Origin of the sequence: Pseudomonas sp. MWU12-2345, assembly GCF_023242385.1 — a bacterium.
Taxonomy (GTDB): Bacteria; Pseudomonadota; Gammaproteobacteria; order Pseudomonadales; family Pseudomonadaceae; genus Aquipseudomonas; species Aquipseudomonas gingeri_D.
The window spans coordinates 225,791-249,924 of the sequence record NZ_JALLJA010000002.1; the positions used below are offsets into that span (position 1 = coordinate 225,791).

The window sequence follows — 24,134 nt, forward strand, 5'->3', positions numbered from 1 at the left end:
GGGTCAGCAAGGTGACGGCTACCTGACAGGGCTGTCAGAAAACCGTCCGTCTTATAACACGCCCGGGTATTAAAGCCGCTATCGCTTTGGACGATAACGATAAAGAGTGTTGTTGGCGGACAAACACTATTGATATGTCCTACGGATGATTCTTTGTTTTCTGGTGCATGGGCCTGAAGTGATCTTTACTGGTGAATACCGACCCTGCTTTGGGAGTGTTGGAAATGAACGGAAAAATAGTAAGTCTCGGTGTGCTGTTGCTGATCGCTGGTGGTTTCGACATACAAGCCGTGAATGGCGCCGGACAGATCAGGTTTTTCGGGGAAGTCGTGGAGTCCGGTTGCGAAGTCGGGACATCGGCAGCTGGTCATCCCGGGACCGACAGCCGATTGCTCAAAGTCTCTTCCGCAGTCAGTTTGAATGTCGATACAGCGGCCAATGCCTGTCGCGATGGGCGGGTGCCTTTTAGCGCAAGCTATCAGCCCCTGGCGTCGAGTGTCACGACCCGGCAGGTGGCAACGCAAGGCGTGGTCACCCTCACGTACAACTAAGTTGTACGTGGGCTCAAGCCCTCGTGGTTGCGGGTTGCGTGTATAGACGGGCTGCCGGACAGGTAAAAATCCGGCGGCCTGCACGAGCGCATGGGTCCGGTACTTGGCCATATCGAGCAAATCGTACTGTTTGCAGCTATTCAGCAGGGTATCAGAATAATATCAGTGTGCTGGAAAGTTGTGTTTCAGCGATAAGTTATTTCGTTGAAAGAGTGTGAGTGTTAAACAGTGATTGTTCTTTTTTCTTGGGGTTTTGAATGACGCCGAGCTCTGACAGTATTGGCGTTCCTCTTTGTAAGCGGGCTCTTAGTTTTCCAATCGATAAGGGCTTACAGCGTAATAAATTCTTCGGGTCTATAGTGCTCGCCACCCAAGTAATGGGTGCAAACGAATTAACTCGAAGGATTGTGTTCGCATGAAAAATATCTCGATGACCCTGGCTTTATTGGCGGCAACTCTGGGGGCAGTGACTACCGCACACGCAGCCAACAGTGGCACGCTGAACTTTACCGGTGCCTTGACCAACACCAGTTGCGAAGTGTCTTCCGGAGGCGGTTCGGCCGATAACATTCCGGTGGACCTGGGCCGTGTGTCGTTTGCCGATATCGGCAATCGCACCGACTCGCGACTGGGCACCGCGAAAAACATCGACCTGGTGGTGACCTGCCTGCAACCGGCGGCGGAGAACACCGTGCATATGTCGTTCCGGCCGTCACAAACCGACACCAACGATCCTTACCTGTTGACCACCGCCGGGGCCGCCAAGGGCGTCGGCATCGGCCTGGTACGCCGCGACAGCGACGCCTTCCTCAATATCCAGGATCCCACCGACACCATTGATGGCGTCCTTGAGGCCAGCGGTACCGGCTCCCGTGGCGAACTGGCCCTGCGGGCGGTGTTCGTCAAGAACGGTGTGCCCACGGTCCCCGGTGCCGCGACAGGCACTGTGCCTTTTGTCCTGACTTATAACTAAGCGGCTTTCTTGAACGGAGCTTTGCACGGCTCCGTTCTTTTTTTCATTGAAATGGGTAGTTCACATGCGGAACGTTTTTGCTCCGATGATCGGCATTGTCCTGGCAATGTGGATAGGAGCCGATGCGCGGGCGGGTATTGTGTTGAATACGACACGGGTGGTGTATCCGGCGCAAGACAAGGAAGCGGTACTCAGTGTACTGAACAATAACTCCTCGAGCATATTGCTGCAGTCCTGGCTCGAAGCCGAGGACGAGGTCGCCCGGGAGTTGCCCTTTGTGGTGGTCCCGCCCTTGGTGCAATTGCCTTCCGGGGGACGGCAGACGGTGCGGATCATTCATTCCGGGGCCGCGATGCCGGCGGACCGTGAGTCGCTGTTCTGGTTGAACGTGCAGGAAATTCCCCAGGCCAGCGAGCGGGAGAATGTCCTGCAGATCGGCATCCGTCAGCGCATCAAGCTGTTCTACCGCCCCGGTCGGCTCAACGACGATATCGAGCAGGCACCGGCGCAACTGCGTTGGAGCCTGCCTCGGGGTGGTGTGCTGAATGTGGTCAACACCGGGCCCTATCACGTGACGCTGGTGGACATTCAGTTGCTGTCCGGGGGGCATCGGGTCCTGCGCCGGAAGAACTCGATGCTGGCTCCGGGGCAGTCCGCCGACTACGACCTGCAGGAACATGCCCAGGCCCAGAATGCCCAGCTGAATTTCAGTGTCATCAACGACCACGGGGCGCTGGTGCCTTATCGGTTGTCCTCGGGCGACTGGACCCAGGGCCAGGCGCAACCGTTGGGCAGTTAGTCAGCGTCTTCGATCGTTATCCGATTTTTCGATGCCGGACCCCGCGCGCAGGTCAGGGCATTGTGCGGGCGGAAGGATCCCGTCTGGAACACACTTCAAGCTATTGTATTGTGAAGGTGCACATGGATTGGCTTTATCAGCGAACAAAGGAAGTTCTCGCGTTATCACGTCATGGGAGCAACGGTGGTTTCGTACGTTCCCTGTTTGAGAAGGCTCGAGGCCCGTGGGGCTTCAAATGGTCATTGGGGGTGGCGCTGATTGCGCCGGGCGCTGCCTTTGCCGAGCCGTCGGGGGATGAAAGCGGGCAGGGACCTCGCTTCAATACCGCCTTTATTCACGGCGGTGAGCAGTCGGCGGACCTGAAGGCCTTCCTCGAAGGCAACAGCGTCGTGCCGGGTACCTACCGGGTGGATATCTACCTCAATCGCAACCTCAGCGCGCGCCGGGACCTGGTGTTTGCCCGCAACGCCGCGACCGGCCAGGTCGAGCCGTGCCTGACCTTGCCGGTGCTCGACGACCTCGGACTGGACCTGGAGCGCCTGCGCAGCCTCGGGGTGTTGACCGACGGCACGGCGCCCGAGCAGTGCTTCGATTGGCGTCGCCTGGACCAGGCCAGCGTCGACTACCAACCCAACAGCCTGCAACTGAATATCAGCGTGCCGCAGATCGCCTTGCGCCGCAGCGCCCGAGGCTACATTTCGCCGCAGTTGTGGGACCGTGGGGTGAACAGCGCTTTCATCGACTACAGCTTTATCGGTAACCGTCGCGAGGTCACCGGGATTCGCACCGACAGTTACTACCTGGGCCTGAACAACGGTGTGAACCTCGGCGACTGGCGCCTGCGTAATCAGTCATCGTTGTTGCAGGGCACCGATCAATCGGCGCGTTGGAGCAGCAACAGCACCTTCGCCCAGCGCGACCTGACCGCCTGGAAGAGCCAACTGACCCTGGGCGAGACCTATACCGATTCGCGGGTTTTCGACAGCGTGCGGTTTCGCGGTGTCCAGGTCGCCACGGACGATGGCATGTTGCCGGACAGCGAACGGGTCTATGCGCCGACCATTCGCGGTGTGGCGGAGAGCAACGCGACGGTGGAAATCCGCCAGAACGGCTACCTGCTCTACAGCTCCAATGTGGCGCCCGGGCCGTTTGAAATCCGCGACTTCTACCCCAGCGGTTCAAATGGCGATCTGCTGGTAACGGTGATCGAGGCCGATGGCCGGCGCCGCACCTTTACCCAGGCGTTCGCCTCCCTGCCGATCATGGTGCCCGAGGGCACCTTCAGCTACAGCGTCGAAGCCGGGCAATACGACAGCAACAGCAGCGGCTACCAGACCCCCGGTTTTACCAGCACCACCCTGATCTACGGCCTGAGCGAACACCTGACCGGCTATGGTGGCCTGCAACTGGCCGGGGATTACCAGGCCAGCAACCTGGGGGCGGGGGTCAATACCGGGCTGGGGGCGATTTCGGCGGACCTGACCCATTCGATCAGTCGCCAGCCGGCAGCGGACTTTGGCGGGCAAAGCGTACGCCTGCGTTACGCCAATACCCTGAATGCCACCAGCACCACCTTTGCCATCGCCGGTTACCGCTATTCCAGCGAGCAATACCGCACGTTCGACCAGCATGTGCAGGAGCGCAGCCAGCCCGGTCTGATCCTGCCGGGGCGGGCCAGGGATCGTGTGGATCTCAACCTCAGTCAGCCGCTGGGCACCGGGACCTTGAGCGTTTCGGCCCTGGAGCAGCGCTTCTGGGATTTGCCCGGCACGTCCCGGCAGTACAACGTGACCTACGGCGGCTACTGGCGCGATCTCAATTACAGCCTGTCCCTGGACCGCGCCGAAGTCACGGATATCAACGGCCAGGCCGGTACCGACCATCAATTGACCCTGACCCTCTCGATGCCCTTCGGCAGTCCTGACCGGGCGACCAGCGCCTCGTTTACCGGGGTGCGCGACAGCGAGGGCGGTTCCAGTGCCCTGGCCGGCGTGACCGGCCGGCTACCGGAGAGTCGCGACACCTTCTATTCGGTACTCGCCGGTAACGACGGCAGCGGTGCCGGTGCGGGGTCGGCCAGCGTGAACAGCACCACTCCCGTGGGGCGTTTCGAGGCCGGCTACAGCCATGGGCGCGATTTCAACAGCTGGAACCTCGGGGCTCGGGGTTCGCTGGTGGCCCATGGCGGTGGCATCAACCTCGGCCAGTCCCTGGGCGACACCTTTGTGCTGGCGCAGGTGCCGGGTGTCAGCGGGGCCCGTTTCAACAATTTCAGTGGTGTCGAAACCGGCGCCAACGGTTATGCCGTGGTGCCTTATGCACAACCTTACCGGGCCAACTGGATCAGCCTCGATACCCGCGACCTGGGGGCCGATGTCGAGGTGGATAACGCCATCGCCCAGGTGGTTCCGCGGCGTGGCGCGGTGGTCCTGGCCACCTTCAAGGCCAGTGCCGGGCGGCGCGTGCAGTTCGAGCTGAGCCAGGCCGATGGCAGCCCGATTCCCCTCGGCGCGAGTGTTCAGGATGCCACCGGCCGGACCTTGGCCGTGGTCGATCCGAGCAGTCGCGCGCTGGTGCTCAGCGAGCAGGAGCAAGGCGTGTTGAGCGTCAGTTGGTCGGATCGGCGCTGCCAGTTTTCCTTCACGCTGCCAGCCAAGGACCCGCAACGGACCTACGAACGGATTCGTGGGGTGTGCCAGTGAAACGCTTGGGTGTGCTGGCGTTGCTGCTGGGTTTGTACGCCGGCGGCCCGTTGCAGGCCGCGGTGTCCCTCAGCGGCACGCGGCTGGTGTTCGACGGGCGCTTTCGCGAGGTGAGTATCGAAGCGCGCAACCGTGGGACGGAGGAGGTCCTGTTGCAGGCCTGGTTGAGCGACGTGAACGAGGGGGCGGAGCCGTCGGTGAGTTTGCCCTTTGTGCTGTCACCGCCGCTGTCGCGGCTGGCGCCGGAGGGGCGTCAGGTCTTGCGCCTGATGTATGAAGGGTTGGGCATGCCGGCGGGGCGTGAGTCGCTGCTGCACCTGTATGTGCTGGAAATTCCCCGCACCCGCCCGGGCGACGGGCTGCTGAATATCGCGATCCGCCAACGGATCAATGTGTTTTTTCGTCCGCCCGGGCTGCCGGGGGATCCGGCGGCCACCCCGCAACGCCTGAACTGGACACTGGTGCGCGACGACAGTGGCGTCCATCGACTGCGGGTGGAGAACCCGACGGTGTTCCATGCCGCCCTGCTGAATATCCAGATCGAGGAGCCACGCCAGGGCGCCCCCCAGCGTCAGGGGGACGATTTGCTGGTCCCGCCGGGCGAGCGGCGGGAACTGATCCTCGCCCGTTCCCCCGCGCAGCACTTGCAGTTCAAGGCGCTGACCGACTACGGCGGTCAACGCGCCTATCGCGCCCGGTTGGCCTTCGGTACGCCGTTCAACGCGTCACTGAGTGGCGACACCGCCCAATCCGAACAGAAGGTTTTATCCCATGACTAAGTTTGATTGTCGTGCCTGGCTGCGTCCGTTGTTGTGTCTTGGACTCTTGAGCCCGGCCAGCGCATTTGCCTTGACCTGCACCTTGCAGGGCAGTGGCGCCACCCTGGTCAACGCCGACCTCGGCAGCACCGTCGCGATCCCGGCCTCGTCGCCCAATGGCAGCGTGATCTGGCGTTCGGAACCGCTCAACCTGGCGGTCGATTGCGCCAGGGACAATCCCCAGGGCGGCGACGAGGACGTGTTTATCTACCTCAATCCGGCCGGCCAGGTGATCGGCCAGGGCATCCGCGCCGGTTTGACCCATGACGGCGTCGATCATCGCCAGAGCAGCGGACGCATCGCGACCGGGCGGCGGGTGCCGGGGTGCCTTGAGGGGAACTGCCCGCCGTCGAGTTTCAATCTGGCTTTCTCGGTGTTTATCGAGAAATTCGGGCCGACGCCGCCTTCGGGGGTGGCGAGCAATCTGCAGGACTATCGTCTGTTCCAGCTGGACGGCAGCGCTGGGCCGAGCGCGGGCGGACGTTCACTCAATTACGTGATCAACAACCTGTCCGGCCTGCGCTTCGTGGCCTGTGATGCGGAGTTGCAGGTGATTCCCGAGACCGTCGATTTCGGTCGGGTCGCCATCGAGCGGGTGGTCATGGGCCAGGTCGCCGCGCGTCGTCCTTTCGCCTTGCACACCAGTCGGACCTGCGACACCGCGTTCAGCCTGGACGCGCGCTTGAAGCCGGTATCGGGCAGTGTCTCCGGGGATCTGCTGATTCCCCAGGGCAATGATGGCGTGGGCATCCGGATCGTCCGGGCGGAGGGCGGCCTGGGGATTCCTTATAACCGCTCCTTTCACCTGGCCGACCTGTTGGGCGAAACCCGGGCGGCCATGGCGCGCTTCGATGCCGAGCTGGTGTGGAACAGTGATCGGCCCAAGGCCGGGCCGTTCTCGGCCGGGGTGGTGGTCGATTTGTTCTATAAATGACCGTTGGTGGCGGCGCGGGCAGGGTGCTGGCAGGTATACTGCGGTCTTTCGGTTCGACCTGATCCGTCCCGCCTTTTCGGAGCTTCCATGACTTCCCCTGAACAACCGTCCGTTTCCGCCAACCCGGGTGAAGAGCCTGTGGTCGAGGCTGAGCTTGCGGTCAGCGAAAAGCCCGCCGTCCCGGCCTTCAGTTTTCCGTTCAATCCCGCTGAATTCGCCGCGGCGAAAAAGGCCGGCCAGACCTGGTACCAGAAAGGTGGCAAGGACGGGCATCACGAGAGACCGGGCCGCGCGCCGAATGGCACGCGTCGGTCGATGGGCAAGCGCTGAGCCTTGAGTCCGGCTTCGCCCATAGGGTCGCCATCGCCAGCGACTTGGCGCCAAAAACAGGGATCGTCTTTGAATTGTCATGAAGATGGCTAAATGCCAAGACCCTGAGCTAGATCAGTGTTTTGCTTTTCCGTGCGCTTAGAGTCGACGCCCTGCCGACTCCTCTCACTTTCTGAGCGCGCGTTCCATGAAGATCAATCTCCCGATTACCGGGCGAAATGTAGATGTCGCCTTTGATGCCAACATCCTTTCGACCACCGATCTGGACAGCACGATTACCTACGCCAATCCTGACTTCATCAGGATCAGCGGCTATAGCCGTGAGGAGCTGCTGGGTTCGCCGCATAACCTCTTGCGTCATCCGGACATGCCCGCCGAGGCTTTCGCCCATATGTGGCAAACCCTCAAGGGCGGACGCTCGTGGATGGGGCTGGTCAAGAATCGCTGCAAGAATGGCGATCACTACTGGGTCAGTGCCTACGCCACGCCGGTGACCCGCGACGGTCAGACGGTGGAGTACCAGTCGGTGCGGACCCGGCCCGAGGCTGCCCAGGTCGAGGCCGCCGAGCGTTGGTACGCCTGGTTGCGCAGCGGACGTTTGCCCTGGCGTCAGCGCCTGCCCAGCCTGCGTGTGCAGACCCGGCTCTGGGCGCAGGCCAGCGCGGTGTTTGCCGTTGTCCTGGCACTGGGGCAAGGGTTTTCCGGGCAGCCGCTGGAGGTTGATCTGGGGCTCTGGGCCCTGGGCAGCGTGCTGGTCGGCGCGCTGACCCACTGGGCGCTGCGCCCGTTTGCCGAACTGACGGCGCGAGCCCGGGAGATCGCCGACAACCCCTTGAGCCAGGCGATCTACACCGGTCGTAGCGACGAGTTCGGTCAGATCGGCTTTGCCCTGAACATGCTCGAGGCCCAGGTCGGCGCGGTGGTGGGACGTATCGGCGATGCCTCGCTGCGCCTGTCCGGGCATGCTCAGGCGCTGGCCCGGCATATTCAAAGCAGTCATGCCAGCACCCTGGATCAACAGGCTGAAACCGACCAGGTCGCGGCGGCGATTCAGCAGATGAGCGCCAGCGTGGCCCAGGTCGCGAGCAATGCCCAGCAGGCCTCCGAGGTGGCCGACCAGGTCGGTAGGGAAACCCACGAAGGTCATCAACTGGTGGGAGACAGTCGCAGCGCGGTGCTGCGCCTGGCCAACGAGCTGGCGCGGGCTACCGAGGTGATCCTGCATCTGGAAAGCCACAGCACCGAGATCTCCACGGTATTGGAAGTGATCCGCGGGATTGCCGACCAGACCAACTTGCTGGCGCTCAATGCCGCCATCGAAGCCGCCCGTGCCGGAGAGCAGGGTCGCGGGTTCGCGGTGGTGGCCGACGAGGTACGGGGGTTGGCCCAGCGCACGCAGCAATCGACCAACGAGATCCAGCGCATGATCAGCAATCTGCAGGAAGGCGCGTGCAACGCGGTGCAAGTGATGCAGCACAGTAGCCAGCAGGCCGAGGACAGTGTGCAACAGGTCCAGCAGGCGGCCGATGCCCTGGCCGGGATCAGCCAGCGGGTCAGCCGGATTACCGCCATGAGCCAGCAGATCGCTTCGGCGGTGGAAGAGCAAAGCACCGTCAGCGAGGACATCAGCCGCAATATCGTCAGCATCCGCAATGCCTGCGAGGCACTGGTCAATGTCGGCCAGCAGAGTCATCTCAGCTCGGGGGATGTGGCGGGGCTGGCGGATGACCTGCGTTCATTGGCCCAGGAGTTCTGGCGCAAGCGCTGCTGAACCTCCATGCTGGCAGACAGGGTCAACGCGATCCCTTGTGGGCGCCGGCTTGCTGGCGATGAGGCCCGTGGGCCTTGCATCGCCCGATCGGCCGCCATCGCCGGCAAGCCGGCTCCTACAGGTCCGTGTTTCTCCAGGCGGATCTTTATCCGAGGTCAGGCCGCCTGCAAGGGGATAAAGGCGTAGGTGGTCGCGGCTTCGCTCACTACCCGAGCCCCTTCTGCCTGCAACTGCTCTGCGATGGCCGGGCCGGAGACATGGAAGCTCCACTCGCTCGCCGCCGGCCAATGCGTCAGCTGTTGCACCTGCTCAATCGCCTCCGCGAACGCCGGCATCAGCGGCAGGTAGGCGGTGAAACCGTCGCCCTTGAGTGCCGTGGTGCGAATCCCCAGCCGTGCGCAAATCACTTCCTTGGCCTGGATATCGTCACGATCGGCCTGACGCGAGGTTTCGATCAGCCGCACCAGTTCCGGGTCCTGCAACTGCCCGCCGACGATCAGCAACGGCTGCGTGTCCCGCCAGGCCTCCGGCGGACAGTCCTTGGCCTCGGGACGCAGCGGGATATGCGGGTTGATTTCCATCGGGTAGATCCGGCACACCAGTGGCCGCCGTTGATAGATCCGGCAGAGCAGGTCTTCGTCAAGATTCCGGCAGGGCCCCACGTTGTAGGCGGCAAAGGTGATGGCGACGCGGGCTTCGGCGTGACCGCTGGGTACGCCCCAGGAGCGGCGCAGCACGTGATCGCGTTGCTGTTCCGGCTGGCCGAGGCCATCGGCCAGGAAGGCCTCGACCAGAACGATCACCTGGCCGCCGTCCGCCGCCCATTGCCGGGCTTCGGCCAGTGTCAGGGGGACATGGTGATCGGTGCAGCATTTGCCGCAACCGACGCAGGAAAAGTGGGTGCTCATAAGTGAACCGACCGAAGGGCAAGGACTGGGACGGTGACGTAATTCCGTTTTGTTTCACCGTATGGGCTTCGGTCAAAGCAAGTTATGCGCCAGCCACTCAGTTGCTGCGGGCGGGCATGACCGAGTCCCATTCGGTGACGACGGCGGTCTTGCTCTTCTTGTTGTACAGGCACAACTCGGTACCCGGCTGGTTCTTCATGTGCGCCTGCGGATAGCGGCCGTGCAGCAACAGCGCGGTGTAACCGACCTTGTCGTCGAATTGCGCGGGGTTGCCCACGGGTTTGACGTTTTTCAGCTTGCTGGCCTTGGTGCAACTGGCAACCACGGTTTTGTGAACATTCGCCCAGGCGTCGGGGCTGGCGGCCTGGGCCTGGCTGGCCAGGGTGACGAGGCTGATGAAGAGCAGAGTGAAGGCTTTCATGACAGGTCTCCTTCAAGGGCGGCGGGCAAAAGGGGGATTATGCCTGAGCCGGGCTGACTTCATAGCGTTCGATAAAGCGCATGCCGACCCGCTCGTACAGGCGCCGGGCGCCGAGGTTGTTTTCCATGACCTTGAGGTCGACGAAGGCTTCGCCGCGCGCGGCGAACACCTTGAACGCCTGGCGCAGCAAGGCCAGGCCCAGGCCTTCGGCGCGGCGACGCGGGTGCACCACCAGGTCCTTGATATAGGCGCTGGTCCAGCACAGCGCGACACCGGCCACGCCCTGTTCGTCGAGGGCGACCAGGCACAGCGCCGGATCGAACTCGGCATCGCTGGTGAAGTGTTGGCTCCATTGGGCGAAGTCTTCGACCTGGCCGCCGCCATCCTGGTAACCGTGCTTGAGCAAGGCATGCACCGGCTCCATCAGCTGTGCGCGCAATACGCCGATACGGATGCCGGCCGGCCATTGGGGGATGTCCAGCAGGTCGTCGAGGTCCTTGCGCAGCAACTGGCAGTGGCGGTCGGACATCTCAGATACCTTGTTCCGCGACGGTCCGGGCCGCCTGGATCAGGCAGCGGGTCAGTTCCGGCGAGGAAAACTTGGTCAGCACCGCATTGGCCCCGGCCAGTCGTGCTTTCTCGCTGTTCATGGCGCTGTCCAGCGACGTGTGCAGGAGAATGTAGAGATCCTGGAAGTCCGGGGTTTCGCGCACTGTACGGGTGAAGGCGTAGCCGTCCATCTCGGACATTTCGATGTCCGAAACCACTACGTTGATCTGTTCGGCGGTGCCTTGCAGGTCCAGCAGGCAACCGATGGCGTCCTTGGCGCTGCGGGCGGTGTGGCAGGTCAGGCCGAGGGTGCGCAAGGTGAGCACCGATTGCTGCAAGGCCACCTGACTGTCGTCGACCACCAGGATCCGTGCATGGCCGAGGATTTCCGCTTCTTCCATGGTCAGTTCGCTGGGGGTGACTTCGATTTGCGTCGGCGAGATACCGTGGATGACCTTTTCGATATCCAGCACCTGGACCAGCGTGCCGTCGACCTGGGTCACCCCGGTGATAAAGGCCTTGGGCCCGCCGGAACCGTAGGGCGGCGGACGGATATCGGTGGTCAGGCAATGAACGATCTTGCTCACGGCCTGGACGTGCAGGCCCTGTTTGGAGCGGCTGACATCGGTGACGATCAGGCAACCGCCGTCCGGGTCCACCAGGGGGCGTTCGCCGATGGCGCGGCTCAGGTCGATCACCGACAGCGAGGCGCCGCGCAGGGTGGCGATGCCTTTGACGTGGGGATGGGACTCCGGCAGCTTGGTCAGTGGCGGGCAGGGAATGATTTCACTGACTTTCAGCAGGTTGATTGCCATCAGCTTGCCGCTGCGCAAAGTGAAGAGCAGAAGGGATAGCGAGTCTGCGCGGGCTTTGTTGGAAGACATAAAAACCTTCTGTGGAAAAAGGTGGTCCAGGACAGATTAACCCTGAACGGCTATCGATGATGGGTTATCGACCCGATGGGGGCCGGCTTTAGGTGTAATACACAACTCGCTGTTAAGTGTTTACTTCAAGCCGAGGCGTTTGGCCATCCGCCCGAGGTTGGCCCGGTCCAGCCCCAGTTCGCGGGCGGCGCTGGCCCAATTGTGCTGGTGTCGCTCCAGGCAGGCGCCGATCAGTTGTCGCTGGTAGTTTTCCGTGGCCTGGCGCAGATCAACGCCGCTTTCGAGCTCCGGCGGGGCAAGGGTTTGCTCCTGTGGGGCCTGGGGGGCAGTCGTCGGCAAATCCAGATCGGTGGCGCTCAGGCTTAGGATTCTTGGCCGCTCCCGGCAATTGCCCAAGGCTTTCAGGGCGCTGCGTCCGATCAGGTGTTCCAGCTCGCGGACGTTACCCGGCCAGTTGTACGCCAGCAGCGCCGCCTGCGCATCCGCACCCAGGCGCAAGCTGCCCAGCCCCAGGCGCGAGCGGTTCTGTTCCAGGAAAAAACCACTTAATAGCAATACATCGCGACCGCGCTCGCGCAGGGCCGGCACTTGCAGCGGATAGACGCTCAGGCGGTGGTAGAAGTCGGCTCGATAGCGCCCGCTGCGCACTTCTTCAGCCAGGTCGCGATTGGTGGCGGCGATCAACCGTACATCCACCTGATGCTCGCGGTCCGAGCCCAGGCGCTGTAGTTGGCCGCTTTGCAGGACCCGCAGCAATTTGGCCTGGACGCTCAGCGACAACTCGCCGACCTCATCGAGAAACAGCGTGCCGCCATTGGCCAGTTCGAATTTGCCGCGACGATCGTTCACGGCGCCGGTGAAGGCGCCGCGTACATGGCCGAACAGCTCGCTCTCCACCAGGGTATCCGGCAGGGCGGCGCAGTTGAGGCTGATGATGGGTTTTTCCGCACGGGGGGACGCGGCATGGATCGCCTGGGCCACCAGTTCCTTGCCGACCCCGGTTTCACCGGTGATCAGCACCGTCAGGTCGCTGCCGCCCACCAGGTTGATCTCTTCCACCAGGCGTTTGTGGGCTTTGCCCTGGCCGATCATCTCGCGATTCTGTGGACCGCTGGCCTGGCGATAGAGCTCGGCGCGCTGGTGTTCGTCCTCGGCGCGCAAGGCCAGACGCGCGATCCGTTCGGCGGCATTCACCGTGGCCGCCGCCAGGCTGGCGAAGGCCTGCAGGGCATCGAGCTCGATCCGTTCGAAGCGCTCCGGGTCCAGGGCGTCGAGGGTCAGCAGGCCCCAGGGTTGTTCGTCGATAAACAGCGGGCAGCCCAGGCAGTCATGGACCTCCAGGTGCTCGGTCAAACCCTCCACCAGGCCGTCGTAAGGGTCCGGCAGATCGGTGTCGCTGTCGAAACGGGTCGGCCCGTGGCTGCCGAGCAGGATCTGGAAACGTGGGTGTTCGCTGATCTTGAAGCGCCGTCCGAGGGTGTCCGGGCTCAGGCCATCGACAGCCAGCGGCACCAGCCACTCGCCGTCCAGGCGCAGCAGCGCGGCGGCGTCACAGGGCAGCAGGGCGCGCATGGCTTCGAGCAGGCGTCGATAGCGTTCACTTTCGGGCAGTTCCCGTGAGAGATCCGATACCAGCGGCAGTAGGGCCGTCAGCAGGAGTTTTGCAGTCATATTGACTCCTATGGTGTCGGAATGACTATAAGTTGCCTGTAGTCACTATGACTAATACAATTTTAACTTATTGATTTATATCATTTTTAATCTTGGCATGAAGTGTGATGAGTAAAGGTTGATTCAGATAAAACCTCACCCCCAGGAGTTGACCCATGCTGAGCGTTCAAGACCGTGCCATCGTCAAATCGACTGTCCCGCTGCTGGAAAGCGGCGGCGAGGCGCTGATCACTCACTTCTACCGGATGATGCTGTCCGAGTACCCGCAGGTGCGTCCACTGTTCAACCAGGCCCACCAGTCCAGTGGCGACCAGCCCCGGGCGTTGGCCAACGGCGTATTGATGTATGCCCGGCATATCGACCAGCTCGATCAGTTGGGCGACCTGGTGGCCAAGATCATCAACAAGCATGTCGCGCTGCAGATCCTCCCGGAGCATTACCCGATTGTCGGCACTTGCCTGTTGCGGGCCATTCACGAAGTGCTCGGCGAGGAGATCGCCACGCCTGAAGTCATGAGTGCCTGGGGGGCGGCCTATAACCAGTTGGCCGATATCCTGATCGGGGCCGAAACGGCCATTTACGACGAGAAAGCCCTGGCGCCCGGCGGTTGGCGCGGCGCCCGGCTGTTCAAGGTGGTGGCCAAGGTCGAGGAAAGCCAGGAAATCACTTCGTTCTATTTCGAGCCGGAGGATGGCCAGCCGGTCCTGGCGTTCACCCCGGGACAGTACATCGGCATGAAGCTGGTTATCGACGGCGAAGAGACGCGCCGCAACTACTCGCTCTCGGCGCTGGCGAAGGCCGGTCAGTATCGGATCAGCGTCAAGCGCGAGGCCGGTGGCAAAGTCTCGAACTACCTGCATGACCAACTGGCCGTCGGCGCCAGCCTGGAACTGTTCCCGCCGGCGGGCGAGTTCACTTTGGCGGCCAGCGACAAGCCGCTGGTGTTGATCAGTGGCGGGGTCGGGATCACGCCGACCTTGCCGATGCTCGAGGCGGCGTTGGTGGGCGAGCGGCCGGTGCATTTTATCCACTGCGCGCGCAACGGCCAGGTGCATGCTTTCCGCGACTGGGTCGATGCCCTGGCCGAGCGTCATCCACAGCTCAAGCGCTTCTATTGTTACGCCGAGGATGATGGTGTGAGCCCCGCCGCGGACAAGGTCGGTCTGCTGAGCCAGGAACAGTTGGGCGAATGGTTGCCTCAGGAGCGTGACCTGGATGCCTATTTCCTCGGGCCCAAGGGTTTTATGGGCGCAATCAAGCGTCACCTCAAAGCCCTGGGGGTGCCGGAACAGCAGAGCCGTTATGAGTTCTTCGGGCCGGCCGCGGCCCTGGAGTAATTCGTGGTACCGCCGTGGCCAAGCCTGTGGCCACGGCGGTCGGCCGGCCGGATCGGGCGCATGGGCAAAATCCCTGGGCGCGTTAATCCCGGTTTAATCGGCTTGTCGTTAATTCGCCGATCATTGTCGGCGATCTTGTGGTGGTTTACCCATACTCCCCCAGACACCGACCTCGCGTGTTCAATACGCTCAAAGGTCATGGTCAGCGTGTAGACTTCCGGGCAACACATGTTCACCGGGTTGAAACGAGCGGATTGCGACCTGTGGGCCTATGGGATACAACCTCGGTTTGATGCCGCAGCTCGCTGCGCGGCCCTTCGGCCGATCCAACAACGAGTCAAAGGGAAACGGGATGACTGACGAAATGATGCGGCTGGGACGGGAAAAACGCTTCCTGGTCCTGCTGGGGGTGATCTGCCTCGCCTTGATCGGCGGTGCGTTGTACATGCAGGTGGTACTGGGCGAAATGCCGTGCCCGTTGTGTATCCTGCAACGCTACGCCTTGCTGTTCATTGCGCTGTTCGCCTTTATCGGCGCGGGCATGCGCACCCGGCGCAGCCTCACGGTGCTGGAAGTGCTGGTGTGGTTGAGTGCCGTCGGCGGCATCATTGCGGCGGGTCGTCACGTCTATATCCAGGCCAATCCGGCGGTCAGCTGCGGCATCGACGTGCTGCAACCGATTGTCGACGGCCTGCCCCTGGCGTCGATCTTCCCGTTGGGCTTCCAGGTCGAGGGTTTCTGCGAAACGCCATACCCGCCGCTGCTGGGGCTGTCCCTGGCGCAATGGGCGCTGGTGGCTTTCGTGCTGACGGCGTTGCTGGTGCCGGTGGGTATCTACCGCAATCGCCAGAAAAACCGCTGATGTCGGTGGTCAGTCGATGCGGCTGAGGTTTGCCGATAATCCTTGGAAAACGCCCCGATCTTTCATGTAAGATCGGGGCGTTTTTTATGTCTGTCGGCCCTGGTAAAAAGCCCTGATAACCGGCAATAAAACGCGCGAAAAAACTGCGACATATTGTCACGTCGAAGCTGTCGCACTGGCCGTTTCTGACCTCGATGTCATCTTCTGATTGACAGCCATCCTCGAAAAAGTTCCCTGGCACGCTCTGTGTTTCACGTCTATACGGGGAGCCTCCCGATACCCCCCGAAGATCCTTCCAATACCCCGTCATGCTTGGGCCAGAGCCTCTTTCACGGCCCTTGCCAGGGTGATTTCACTGCGGATCAGTTGTTGGACAAAAGAGCGGTTCATGGCTTTTTGTTGAGAATGGAACGCGATACGATTCAGGATCGTTGCAAAAACGGTTAATGATTGTTGCGTGAATTGATAAAAAATATTTCAGGATGAGACGTGGTTTATAAAACGCTACCTCACTACAATCGCCGCACTGAATGTCCGGCGCCGCTCTGCCTGAGCGCAATAGGGCGGTCGAAGGGCTCAAGGGCGCTATGCGACCCCTGGTGCTGGCGACCTTTCCAAGTATCCGCACCAAATGGAATTGGTCTGTAACAAGGCCTATGACCCACGAAATCGAATAAGAACTCACGCCCGTTCCAGAGGTGCCGATCAATGATTGGTACGACGGACAGGCCCTTATTCAATCGGAAAAAATTGCCAACCCTTGGCAGGGTGAAGTGTTGGCTATCGAAACCCAACTGCATTGCGCAAGCTGCTTTAGAGGTCGTGAGATGAGTAAAACAAGGTATCCCAGATTCTTAGGCTTATTGCCGCTGCTCGGCACGTTGTTGCTGGGAGGGTGCAACATGACCTTGCTCGACCCGAAGGGTCAGGTCGCCCTGGACGAACGTAACCTGATCATCACCGCTACGCTGCTGATGCTGTTGGTCGTGGTGCCGGTCATCCTGATGACCTTTGCCTTCGCCTGGAAATACCGCGCGTCGAACAAGGACGCCACCTACGCGCCGAAATGGAGCCACTCCACCAAGATCGAAATCGTGGTCTGGGCCGTACCTGCCATCATCATCCTGTTCCTGGGCATCGTCACCTACAAGTCGACCCACGCCCTGGACCCGTATCGTCCGCTGGAATCCGACGTCAAGCCGATCACCGTCGAAGTGGTCGCCCTGGACTGGAAATGGCTGTTCATCTACCCGGAACAAGGCATCGCCACCGTCAACAAGCTGGTCTTCCCGGCCAAGACCCCGGTGAACTTCAAGATCACTTCCGACAGCGTGATGAACTCGTTCTTCATCCCGGGCCTGGGCGGTCAGATCTACGCCATGGCCGGTATGCAGACCAAGCTGCACCTGATCTCCAACGAGAATCATGAGTACGAAGGGATTTCCGCCAACTACAGCGGCGCCGGCTTCACCGGTATGAAATTCAAAGCGACCGCAACCAGCCAGGCGGATTTCGATGCCTGGGTAGCTGAGGTCAAGAAGGCACCTAAACAGCTTGAACAAGCTGAATACGCGGACCTTGCCAAGCCAAGCCAGGACAATCCGGTCGCGCTTTATTCGACCGTGACGCCGAACCTGTTCCAGAACATCGTCGACAAGTACGAAGGGATGAAAGCAGGCAAGCCGATCGAGCACGAGAAGAAAGAAGTGGCCGCATCGGAAGGAATGGACATGAGTTCGCATTCAGCTGCCGGGGCAGAGGAGTAAACGATGTTTGGTAAATTAAGTTGGGAAGCGGTCCCGTTCCACGAGCCGATTGTCATGGTGACCATTGCCATGATCGCGCTCGGCGGTCTGGCTTTGTTCGCGGCGATCACCTACTTCAAGAAGTGGACCTACCTGTGGACCGAGTGGCTGACTTCGGTCGACCACAAGAAAATCGGTGTCATGTACATCGTCGTCGCCATGGTCATGCTGCTGCGCGGTTTCTCCGACGCCATCATGATGCGGACCCAGCTGGCCATGGCCACCGAGGGTTCTCCTGGCTACCTGCCGCCTCACCACTATGACCAGATCTTCACCGCCCACGGTGTGATCATGATCATCTTCATGGCGATGCCTTTCTTCACCGGCCTGATGAACATCGTCGTGCCGTTGCAGATCGGTGCGCGTGACGTGGCCTACCCGTTCCTGAACTCCCTGAGCTTCTGGCTGCTGGTTTCCGGCGTGGTGCTGATCAACGTTTCCCTCGGTGTCGGCGAATTCGCCAAGACCGGTTGGGTTGCCTATCCGCCGCTGTCGGGCCTGCAATACAGTCCGGGCGTGGGGGTGGATTACTACATCTGGGCGCTACAGCTATCAGGGCTGGGTACAACGCTGACCGGGGTGAACTTCCTGGCCACCGTGCTGAAAATGCGTACCCCTGGCATGAAGCTGATGGACATGCCGATCTTCACCTGGACCTGCACCTGGGCCAACGTGCTGATCGTTGCTTCGTTCCCGATCCTCACCGCTACACTGGCTTTGCTGACGCTTGACCGCTACATGGATTTCCACATTTTCACCAATGAACTGGGTGGAAATCCGATGATGTACGTCAACCTGTTCTGGGCCTGGGGTCACCCCGAGGTGTACATCCTGATCCTGCCGGCGTTCGGGGTCTTCTCCGAAGTCATCTCGACCTTCTCCGGCAAGCGACTGTTCGGCCACCATTCGATGATCTACGCCAGTGGCGCGATCTCGGTGCTGGGCTTCATGGTTTGGCTGCACCACTTCTTCACCATGGGTTCGGGTGCCAACGTCAACGCCTTCTTCGGCCTGGCGACGATGCTGATTTCGATCCCGACGGGGGTGAAGCTATTCAACTGGCTGTTCACCATCTACCGTGGCCGTCTGCGCATGACCAGCCAGGTTCTCTGGACCCTGGGCTTCATGGTGACCTTCGCCATCGGCGGCATGACCGGCGTACTGCTGGCCATCCCGGGTGCTGACTTCGTCCTGCACAACAGCCTGTTCGTGATCGCGCACTTCCACAACGTGATCATCGGCGGCGCGGTCTTCGGTTACATCGCCGGCTTCAGCTTCTGGTTCCCGAAAGCGTTCGGCTTCAAGCTGCACGAAGGTTGGGGCAAGGCGGCGTTCTGGTTCTGGATCTCCGGCTTCTTCGTTGCGTTCATGCCGCTCTACGCACTGGGCTTCATGGGCATGACCCGTCGTCTGAACGCCAGCACCAACCCTGAGTGGGTGCCTTACCTGTACGTGGCTCTGTTCGGTGCCATTCTGATCGCCTTCGGTATCGCTTCGCAATTGATCCAGATCTACGTAAGCGTGCGTGATCGCAAGCAGAACATGGACGTGACCGGCGACCCATGGAACGGCCACACCCTGGAATGGTCGACTTCTTCGCCACCGCCGTTCTACAACTTCGCCGAACTGCCGAAAGCCGATGGGGTTGACCCGTTCACCGAAGCCAAGGAAAACGGGACCGCGTACTCGGTGCCCAAGCGCTACCAGCCGATCCATATGCCGAACAACACCGCGACCGGCCTGGTCATGGGTGCTCTGCTGACCGTGTTCGGTTTCGCGATGATCTGGCATATCTGGTGGATGGCGATCGCTGGCCTGGCCGGTACGGTGATCTACTTCATCATCCATATCTCGCGTGATGATCAGGGTTACATGGTGCCAGTGGACGTCATCGAGCGTATCGAAGCCGAGCAGCACAAGGTGCTGGCGGCGGCGAAAGTGACTCCTGCCACCCGTGTTGAATCTTCGCTGGAACAGGCTTAAACCATGTCGAACTTAGTGACCAATGCTGGACACGCCCATGGTCATGACCATGGGCACGATGACCACCACCACGATACGAGCGAGATGACCGTCTTCGGTTTCTGGCTCTACCTGATGACCGACTGCATCCTGTTTGCGTCGATCTTCGCAGCGTACGCGGTGCTGGTTAACAACGTCGCCGGTGGCCCGTCGGGCCACGACATCTTCGAACTGCCGTATGTGCTGGGCGAAACCGCCTGCCTGTTGCTCAGTTCGATCACCTACGGCTTCGCCATGCTGGCGGTGTTCAAGGGCAAGAAAAGTCAGGTTCTGTTCTGGTTGGCAATCACCTTCCTGTTCGGCCTGGGCTTCATCGGCATGGAAATCAATGAATTCCACAAGCTGATCGAAGAAGGTTTTGGCCCTAACCGCAGCGGCTTTCTGTCCGGGTTCTTCACCCTGGTCGGGACTCACGGTCTCCACGTCAGCAGCGGTCTGATCTGGATGGGCGTGATGATGTACCAGGTCTGGAAAAACGGCCTGACGCCAAGCAACATCACCCGCCTGAGCTGCCTGAGCTTGTTCTGGCACTTCCTGGACGTCGTGTGGATCTGCGTATTCACCGTTGTTTACCTGATGGGGACTCTGTAAATGGCTAATGCACAGCATTCCAGTGATGCCAACCACGGCAGCGTGAAGTCCTACATGGTCGGCTTTGTCCTGTCGATCATCCTGACTATCATCCCGTTCGGCCTGGTGATGTACCCGTCGCTGCCGAAAGCGGCGACCCTGTGGATCGTTCTGGTCTTCGCAGTGATCCAGGTGCTGGTGCACCTGGTGTACTTCCTGCACCTGGACCGTTCCGCGGCACAGCGTAACAATGTGGTGGCGTTTATCTTCGCGGCACTGGTGATCGTCCTGCTGGTGGGTCTGTCGCTGTGGATCATGTTCAGCATCCACACCGTCATGATGGCGAAGTGAGGTAAACCCGATGTCGCTCAAGCACTTTATCCAAATCACCAAACCGGGGATCATTTTCGGTAACGTGCTTTCTGTGGCGGGTGGTTTCTTCCTGGCCTCGAAAGGGCATGTCGATCTGGCCATCTTCCTGGCGGCCATGATCGGTACTTCGCTGGTGGTGGCGTCCGGTTGCGTGTTCAACAACTGCATCGACCGTGACATCGACCTGAAGATGGAGCGCACCAAGAACCGGGTGCTGGTCCAGGGGCTTATCTCCCTGAAACTGGCCCTGATCTACGCCACCGTCCTCGGGATCGCCGGCGTGGTCCTGCTGTACCGCGTCGCCAACCCGTTGGCGGCGCTGTTCGCGGTGATCGGCTTTGTCATCTACGTCGGCTTCTACAGCCTGTACTTCAAGCGCAAGTCGGTTCACGGCACGCTGATCGGCAGTCTGTCGGGGGCGATGCCTCCGGTGATCGGCTACGTGGCGGTGAGCAACAGCTTCGACATGGCGGCCCTGACGCTGCTGGTGATGTTCAGTTTGTGGCAGATGCCGCATTCCTACGCGATCGCGATCTTCCGCTTCAACGATTACCTGGCCGCATCGATTCCGGTGTTGCCGGTGAAGCGCGGGATCCTGGTGGCCAAGAAGCACATCCTGCTCTATATCCTGGCCTTCCTCGGTGCGACGTTGATGCTGACGTTCAGCGGTTATGCCGGCATGAGCTACCTCGCCGTGGCCGCGGCCATGGGCATGTACTGGTTGTACATGGCCTGGACCGGCTACAAGGCGGTGGATGATACGGTCTGGGCACGCAAGCTGTTCGTGTTCTCGATCTTCACCATCACCGCCCTGAGCGTGATGATGTCGCTGGATTTCAAGGTGCCCAGTGAGTTGTTGCTGACTTACGCCCGCTGAGTCCACCGGCTATTGAAAAAGCCCCGCCTTCGCAAGAAGCGCGGGGCTTTTTTTTGCTCAGGCCTGGAGCAAACGCAGGAAGCGCTCGCGGACCCGTTCGTCGTCGCTGTGGGCGACGTTGAAGCGCAGAAAGCTCGAGGCTTCGGGGCCGGCGCTGAGCAAGGTCCCGGGGGCCAGCACGATGTCGTTTTCCAGGCCTTTGCAGGCCAGGGTCTCGGCCTCGATTCCGGCCGGCAGGCGGGCCCAGATGAACAGCCCTTCTCCCGGGCATGACGCCACCGAACAGCCGGCTTCGCCCAGCCAGCGGGCTACGCGGTTGTTGGCCGCATACAAGCGATCGATCAGGCGTCGGGCGTGCCGGGTGTAGCTGCCGTCGCTGAGCATTCGGTAGATGATCTGTTCCACCAGCTCCGAGGTCACGCAGCCGCTCGACATCTTCAGGTCGATCATCCGCGCGGCCAGCTCCGGCCGCAGCGCCAGGTAGCTGAGCCGGCAGTTGGCACTGAGTATCTTGGTGAACCCCGAGATATAGCTGATGTTGTCCAGGCCGCCGGCCGCCGCGAGGCGAGGGGTCTGTTTCTGCTGGATATCGCCATACAGGTCGTCTTCGATGATATGGAAGCCGTAGCGATGGCTGAGCTCCAGCAACCGATAGACCTGGGCTGGGGAAAAGGAATGACCGGTAGGATTGTGCAGCGTACTGTTGGTCAGGTAGAGCATCGGGCGATGACTGTCGAGCAGCTGTTCGAGCTGGTTGAAGTCCAGCCCGTCACGGCCGCGGGGAATGCTGACGATCCGCGCGCCGTGCAGCACCAGGTTCGCCCGCAGGTTGAAGTAGCATGGGTCGTCCAGCAGCACCGTGTCGCCGGGCTTGATCAACAGGCGCATAAGCATGTCGATGGCCTGGAGGGTGTTGGCCGTGGTGATGATCTGTTCCACCGGGACGTCGATATCCAGGGTCGACAGCTTCACCCGCAGGGCCTGGCGTAGCGGCGGGTAACCGGCGGGCACGCCGACTTCACCCATGCGCAGGGTGGTGGCCCGCAGGGTGCCGCGAGCGGCCTTGAGCAATTCCTCGCGAGGCAACCAGGAGGAGGGCAGGAAACCGCAGCCGGGGCGCAGGGCTCCGTTGTCCAGCAGCAGGCCCCGGCGCACCACGCTCAGGGTGTCCTGCGGCAGCAGCTCACGGCCGACTCCGGCCTGCACCGCCGCGCTGAGCCGTGAGACGTAGTGCCCCGAGCCCTGGCGCGAAGTGATCAGGCCCTTGGCCCGCAGCCGGTCCAGTGATTCGACCACCGTCGACTTGCCGACCCCCATGAGATCCGAGAGTTCGCGAATCGGCGGCAACTTGGCCCCGTGCTGCAGGGAGCCCTGGTTGATGGCAGCCGAGACGCGGTCGACGATCTGTTGTACCAGTGGCTCGCCTGGAAGGAACTCGATGGCGGCGATCACGGCTCTCTGAACCTGCATTTTACTGGTCGCTCGAGCAATAAAGTCCGGAGGATTCTAGTCGAACTTGCCCTGATCAAGAAGACATCCGCTCGCTAGTATCAAGAGGCCATTGTTCCCCTGCATGCCGTGCTGATTGAAGAGGTTCTCCCTACGTGTTGAAACTGCCCAATCGAACATTCGAGGTACCGCTGCATGACTGAACCCGCCGGGAGTCTGATATGAACGCGCAACCCTGTGTGATGGTGGCCGGCTGCGCGGGCAAGCGTGCAGGCGATATCCAGAAACTGCGCGAGCTGTGCCGGACGGTGTATCAGGCCTCGCTGATCTTTCTGGTGGAGAAGGTCCAGCCCGGGGATGAGCTCGTGGCGGGTAACGCCTGGGCGCCTTCCCTCGCGGTCGAAAACGTCGACGCTGCGCTGAATGCTGTCTGCCGTTGCCTGGCCAGCGACGATTGGAAAGACCTGGAGCTGCCGCTGTCCGCGACCTATCTGCGCTTGCAGGGGCTCTGCGCCGAGCTCCACCATGGCTGGCAACGCGATCTGGCCACGATCACCTTTGCGCTCGTGGCCCACATCCGCGTGAATAATCACCTGGAGCTGCTCGTCGATGAGCCAGGGGCGCAGCCGCGCAGTCACCATGGGGCCGCGTCGCCCGGAACACGAAGCCAGATGCTCGCTGAAGTGGCCAAGGTGATGTACCTGGGGCTGGATACCGAGAAACACTTGTTCTTTGCGCGGATCCTGCCCAAGGCCCTCCACGGGTTTGCCGCCGAGGATCATTCGAAGTGGGAGGCAATCCTCCTGCAACTGGGGGTTGTGGAGGCCGATGTGCTGCTCGATGAAACGACCGATGCCAGCCGTGACCGCGCAAGCATGCCTGCCCTGGCGCCATGAGCGGTGCTGCTCGTGGCAGTGAGGATTGGATCCATGTATGGCGAAAGGCTTACATGCCGTGGCACTGATCTCCTCTGTTGACCGTTCATGGCCGGGCTTAATCTACACCCATCGCTGCTACGCAAGGATGTGTGCAGGATCAAGGATGATCGAGCCGGGCCATGGAGGCCGCCGACGGGATGTCGGAATGCTTTGAAGAAAACCCGCTTCGGCGGGTTTTCTTTTATCTGTGGACAGCCAACATGTACAGGGATGCACACCCATGGGCAAATGCCTGGTCTTCGTTTTCCTCCTTGGCGCTTCCTGCTCGGCCTTCAGCGCCGATGCCTACAAGTGTGTCAGCCAGGACGGTAAGGTCAGTTTCGCCGCGCAGCCCTGCGCGCCGGACCAGGGCGTATCCAGCTGGCAAGCCCGCACCCAGCGCACGCAACTGCACAGTGTCTCGGCCGATGAGGCCAAGGCCGACGCCATCAATCAGCGCGCCACGAAAATCCTGCAGGCGGGCTACCACACGCGCATTATCTACAAGGTCAATATCGTCCCCGGCCCCGGACAGAAAGCTCCCTGAGACAAGCCAGTGCGCGAGTGAAAGGGTTTGGCAATTATTTCAAGTTGTCGTACAACGTGCCGATA

At 61.2% G+C, this 24,134-nt stretch carries 23 protein-coding genes; 17 read left to right on the top strand and 6 right to left on the bottom strand.

Going from position 1 to position 24,134, the window contains the following annotated elements; all coding sequences use genetic code 11:
• The first annotated feature begins 224 nt into the window (after positions 1–224).
• From M5C71_RS07335 to M5C71_RS07370, 8 genes are all read left to right on the top strand, one after another.
• Positions 225–551: a hypothetical protein gene (locus M5C71_RS07335; RefSeq protein ID WP_103494540.1), complete on the top strand. Its 327-nt coding sequence runs from the start codon at positions 225–227 to the stop codon at positions 549–551.
• A gap of 415 nt (positions 552–966) precedes the next feature.
• Positions 967–1,524 (top strand): fimbrial protein, encoded by a 558-nt coding sequence (locus M5C71_RS07340; RefSeq protein WP_103494541.1) that lies wholly within the window; start codon positions 967–969, stop codon positions 1,522–1,524.
• A 64-nt stretch (positions 1,525–1,588) separates the two neighbouring features.
• Positions 1,589–2,323, top strand: coding sequence for a molecular chaperone (locus M5C71_RS07345; protein ID WP_248746364.1), 735 nt, complete (start codon positions 1,589–1,591; stop codon positions 2,321–2,323).
• Positions 2,324–2,577: 254 nt separating this feature from the next.
• Positions 2,578–5,025, top strand: coding sequence for a fimbria/pilus outer membrane usher protein (locus M5C71_RS07350; RefSeq protein ID WP_248767612.1), 2,448 nt, complete (start codon positions 2,578–2,580; stop codon positions 5,023–5,025).
• Positions 5,016–5,804 (top strand): molecular chaperone, encoded by a 789-nt coding sequence (locus M5C71_RS07355; RefSeq protein WP_248746363.1) that lies wholly within the window; start codon positions 5,016–5,018, stop codon positions 5,802–5,804. The genes M5C71_RS07350 and M5C71_RS07355 overlap by 10 nt, the downstream gene beginning before the upstream one ends.
• A complete protein-coding gene (locus tag M5C71_RS07360; protein ID WP_248767543.1) occupies positions 5,797–6,777 on the top strand; it encodes a fimbrial protein in 981 nt (326 codons plus the stop codon). Before M5C71_RS07355 ends, M5C71_RS07360 begins: the two co-directional genes overlap by 8 nt.
• Before the next feature lie 87 nt (positions 6,778–6,864).
• On the top strand, positions 6,865–7,107 hold the full coding sequence (locus M5C71_RS07365; RefSeq protein ID WP_152741162.1) for a hypothetical protein: 243 nt from the start codon (positions 6,865–6,867) through the stop codon (positions 7,105–7,107).
• Positions 7,108–7,294: 187 nt separating this feature from the next.
• The gene (locus tag M5C71_RS07370) at positions 7,295–8,878 is read left to right on the top strand and encodes a PAS domain-containing methyl-accepting chemotaxis protein (RefSeq protein ID WP_152741161.1); all 1,584 of its coding nucleotides are present in this window, start codon (positions 7,295–7,297) and stop codon (positions 8,876–8,878) included.
• A gap of 155 nt (positions 8,879–9,033) precedes the next feature.
• Here M5C71_RS07370 and M5C71_RS07375 read toward each other — a convergent pair whose 3' ends face one another.
• The 5 genes from M5C71_RS07375 to norR form a co-directional block, all read right to left on the bottom strand.
• Positions 9,034–9,786, bottom strand: coding sequence for a YkgJ family cysteine cluster protein (locus M5C71_RS07375; protein WP_248746361.1), 753 nt, complete (start codon positions 9,784–9,786; stop codon positions 9,034–9,036).
• Between the two features lie 97 nt (positions 9,787–9,883).
• On the bottom strand, positions 9,884–10,207 hold the full coding sequence (locus tag M5C71_RS07380) for a hypothetical protein (protein WP_248767544.1): 324 nt from the start codon (positions 10,205–10,207) through the stop codon (positions 9,884–9,886).
• Positions 10,208–10,244: 37 nt separating this feature from the next.
• On the bottom strand, positions 10,245–10,736 hold the full coding sequence (locus tag M5C71_RS07385; protein WP_152741157.1) for a GNAT family N-acetyltransferase: 492 nt from the start codon (positions 10,734–10,736) through the stop codon (positions 10,245–10,247).
• Between the two features lies 1 nt (position 10,737).
• Positions 10,738–11,640: a chemotaxis protein gene (locus M5C71_RS07390; protein ID WP_103494552.1), complete on the bottom strand. Its 903-nt coding sequence runs from the start codon at positions 11,638–11,640 to the stop codon at positions 10,738–10,740.
• A gap of 120 nt (positions 11,641–11,760) precedes the next feature.
• Entirely contained in the window at positions 11,761–13,311 is a 1,551-nt protein-coding gene (norR, locus tag M5C71_RS07395) for a nitric oxide reductase transcriptional regulator NorR (protein WP_152741156.1), read from the bottom strand.
• 155 nt (positions 13,312–13,466) lie between these two features.
• Here norR and hmpA point away from each other — a divergent pair, with 155 nt between their 5' ends.
• The 7 genes from hmpA to cyoE all read left to right on the top strand — a co-directional run bounded on the left by hmpA (position 13,467) and on the right by cyoE (position 21,156).
• Positions 13,467–14,648 (top strand): NO-inducible flavohemoprotein, encoded by a 1,182-nt coding sequence (gene hmpA / locus M5C71_RS07400; protein WP_248767545.1) that lies wholly within the window; start codon positions 13,467–13,469, stop codon positions 14,646–14,648.
• A gap of 352 nt (positions 14,649–15,000) precedes the next feature.
• Positions 15,001–15,510, top strand: coding sequence for a disulfide bond formation protein B (locus M5C71_RS07405; RefSeq protein ID WP_103494555.1), 510 nt, complete (start codon positions 15,001–15,003; stop codon positions 15,508–15,510).
• 827 nt (positions 15,511–16,337) lie between these two features.
• Positions 16,338–17,276: a ubiquinol oxidase subunit II gene (cyoA, locus tag M5C71_RS07410; RefSeq protein ID WP_103494556.1), complete on the top strand. Its 939-nt coding sequence runs from the start codon at positions 16,338–16,340 to the stop codon at positions 17,274–17,276.
• A 3-nt stretch (positions 17,277–17,279) separates the two neighbouring features.
• Positions 17,280–19,298 (top strand): cytochrome o ubiquinol oxidase subunit I, encoded by a 2,019-nt coding sequence (gene cyoB / locus M5C71_RS07415; RefSeq protein ID WP_152741154.1) that lies wholly within the window; start codon positions 17,280–17,282, stop codon positions 19,296–19,298.
• Between the two features lie 3 nt (positions 19,299–19,301).
• Positions 19,302–19,928: a cytochrome o ubiquinol oxidase subunit III gene (gene cyoC / locus M5C71_RS07420; protein WP_100941332.1), complete on the top strand. Its 627-nt coding sequence runs from the start codon at positions 19,302–19,304 to the stop codon at positions 19,926–19,928.
• Positions 19,929–20,258, top strand: coding sequence for a cytochrome o ubiquinol oxidase subunit IV (cyoD, locus tag M5C71_RS07425; protein WP_100941333.1), 330 nt, complete (start codon positions 19,929–19,931; stop codon positions 20,256–20,258). It begins immediately after the preceding gene.
• A gap of 10 nt (positions 20,259–20,268) precedes the next feature.
• Positions 20,269–21,156 carry a heme o synthase gene (gene cyoE, locus M5C71_RS07430; protein WP_248767546.1) on the top strand — a complete coding sequence of 296 codons (888 nt, stop codon included), beginning with the start codon at positions 20,269–20,271 and terminating at the stop codon, positions 21,154–21,156.
• 57 nt (positions 21,157–21,213) lie between these two features.
• Here cyoE and M5C71_RS07435 read toward each other — a convergent pair whose 3' ends face one another.
• On the bottom strand, positions 21,214–22,626 hold the full coding sequence (locus tag M5C71_RS07435) for a PLP-dependent aminotransferase family protein (protein ID WP_248767547.1): 1,413 nt from the start codon (positions 22,624–22,626) through the stop codon (positions 21,214–21,216).
• Between the two features lie 200 nt (positions 22,627–22,826).
• On the opposite strand from M5C71_RS07435, the gene M5C71_RS07440 reads away from it, so the two are divergent.
• Complete coding sequence (locus M5C71_RS07440; protein ID WP_248767548.1) at positions 22,827–23,501, top strand: hypothetical protein; 675 nt, start codon at positions 22,827–22,829, stop codon at positions 23,499–23,501.
• A 262-nt stretch (positions 23,502–23,763) separates the two neighbouring features.
• On the top strand, positions 23,764–24,069 hold the full coding sequence (locus M5C71_RS07445; protein ID WP_248767549.1) for a DUF4124 domain-containing protein: 306 nt from the start codon (positions 23,764–23,766) through the stop codon (positions 24,067–24,069).
• The last annotated feature ends 65 nt before the right edge of the window (positions 24,070–24,134 follow it).

Bases quoted from the DNA above. Each gene is read 5' to 3' on its own strand.
- M5C71_RS07390 (WP_103494552.1), bottom strand. From the start codon at position 11,640: ATGTCTTCCAACAAAGCCCGCGCAGACTCGCTATCCCTTCTGCTCTTC.
- M5C71_RS07445 (WP_248767549.1), top strand. From the start codon at position 23,764: ATGGGCAAATGCCTGGTCTTCGTTTTCCTCCTTGGCGCTTCCTGCTCG.
- M5C71_RS07380 (WP_248767544.1), bottom strand. From the start codon at position 10,207: ATGAAAGCCTTCACTCTGCTCTTCATCAGCCTCGTCACCCTGGCCAGC.
- hmpA (WP_248767545.1), top strand. From the start codon at position 13,467: ATGCTGAGCGTTCAAGACCGTGCCATCGTCAAATCGACTGTCCCGCTG.
- M5C71_RS07345 (WP_248746364.1), top strand. From the start codon at position 1,589: ATGCGGAACGTTTTTGCTCCGATGATCGGCATTGTCCTGGCAATGTGG.
- cyoC (WP_100941332.1), top strand. From the start codon at position 19,302: ATGTCGAACTTAGTGACCAATGCTGGACACGCCCATGGTCATGACCAT.
- M5C71_RS07340 (WP_103494541.1), top strand. From the start codon at position 967: ATGAAAAATATCTCGATGACCCTGGCTTTATTGGCGGCAACTCTGGGG.
- cyoB (WP_152741154.1), top strand. From the start codon at position 17,280: ATGTTTGGTAAATTAAGTTGGGAAGCGGTCCCGTTCCACGAGCCGATT.
- norR (WP_152741156.1), bottom strand. From the start codon at position 13,311: ATGACTGCAAAACTCCTGCTGACGGCCCTACTGCCGCTGGTATCGGAT.
- M5C71_RS07435 (WP_248767547.1), bottom strand. From the start codon at position 22,626: ATGCAGGTTCAGAGAGCCGTGATCGCCGCCATCGAGTTCCTTCCAGGC.
- M5C71_RS07385 (WP_152741157.1), bottom strand. From the start codon at position 10,736: ATGTCCGACCGCCACTGCCAGTTGCTGCGCAAGGACCTCGACGACCTG.
- cyoE (WP_248767546.1), top strand. From the start codon at position 20,269: ATGTCGCTCAAGCACTTTATCCAAATCACCAAACCGGGGATCATTTTC.
- M5C71_RS07360 (WP_248767543.1), top strand. From the start codon at position 5,797: ATGACTAAGTTTGATTGTCGTGCCTGGCTGCGTCCGTTGTTGTGTCTT.
- M5C71_RS07375 (WP_248746361.1), bottom strand. From the start codon at position 9,786: ATGAGCACCCACTTTTCCTGCGTCGGTTGCGGCAAATGCTGCACCGAT.
- M5C71_RS07335 (WP_103494540.1), top strand. From the start codon at position 225: ATGAACGGAAAAATAGTAAGTCTCGGTGTGCTGTTGCTGATCGCTGGT.
- M5C71_RS07405 (WP_103494555.1), top strand. From the start codon at position 15,001: ATGACTGACGAAATGATGCGGCTGGGACGGGAAAAACGCTTCCTGGTC.
- cyoD (WP_100941333.1), top strand. From the start codon at position 19,929: ATGGCTAATGCACAGCATTCCAGTGATGCCAACCACGGCAGCGTGAAG.
- cyoA (WP_103494556.1), top strand. From the start codon at position 16,338: ATGAGTAAAACAAGGTATCCCAGATTCTTAGGCTTATTGCCGCTGCTC.
- M5C71_RS07440 (WP_248767548.1), top strand. From the start codon at position 22,827: ATGAACGCGCAACCCTGTGTGATGGTGGCCGGCTGCGCGGGCAAGCGT.
- M5C71_RS07370 (WP_152741161.1), top strand. From the start codon at position 7,295: ATGAAGATCAATCTCCCGATTACCGGGCGAAATGTAGATGTCGCCTTT.
- M5C71_RS07365 (WP_152741162.1), top strand. From the start codon at position 6,865: ATGACTTCCCCTGAACAACCGTCCGTTTCCGCCAACCCGGGTGAAGAG.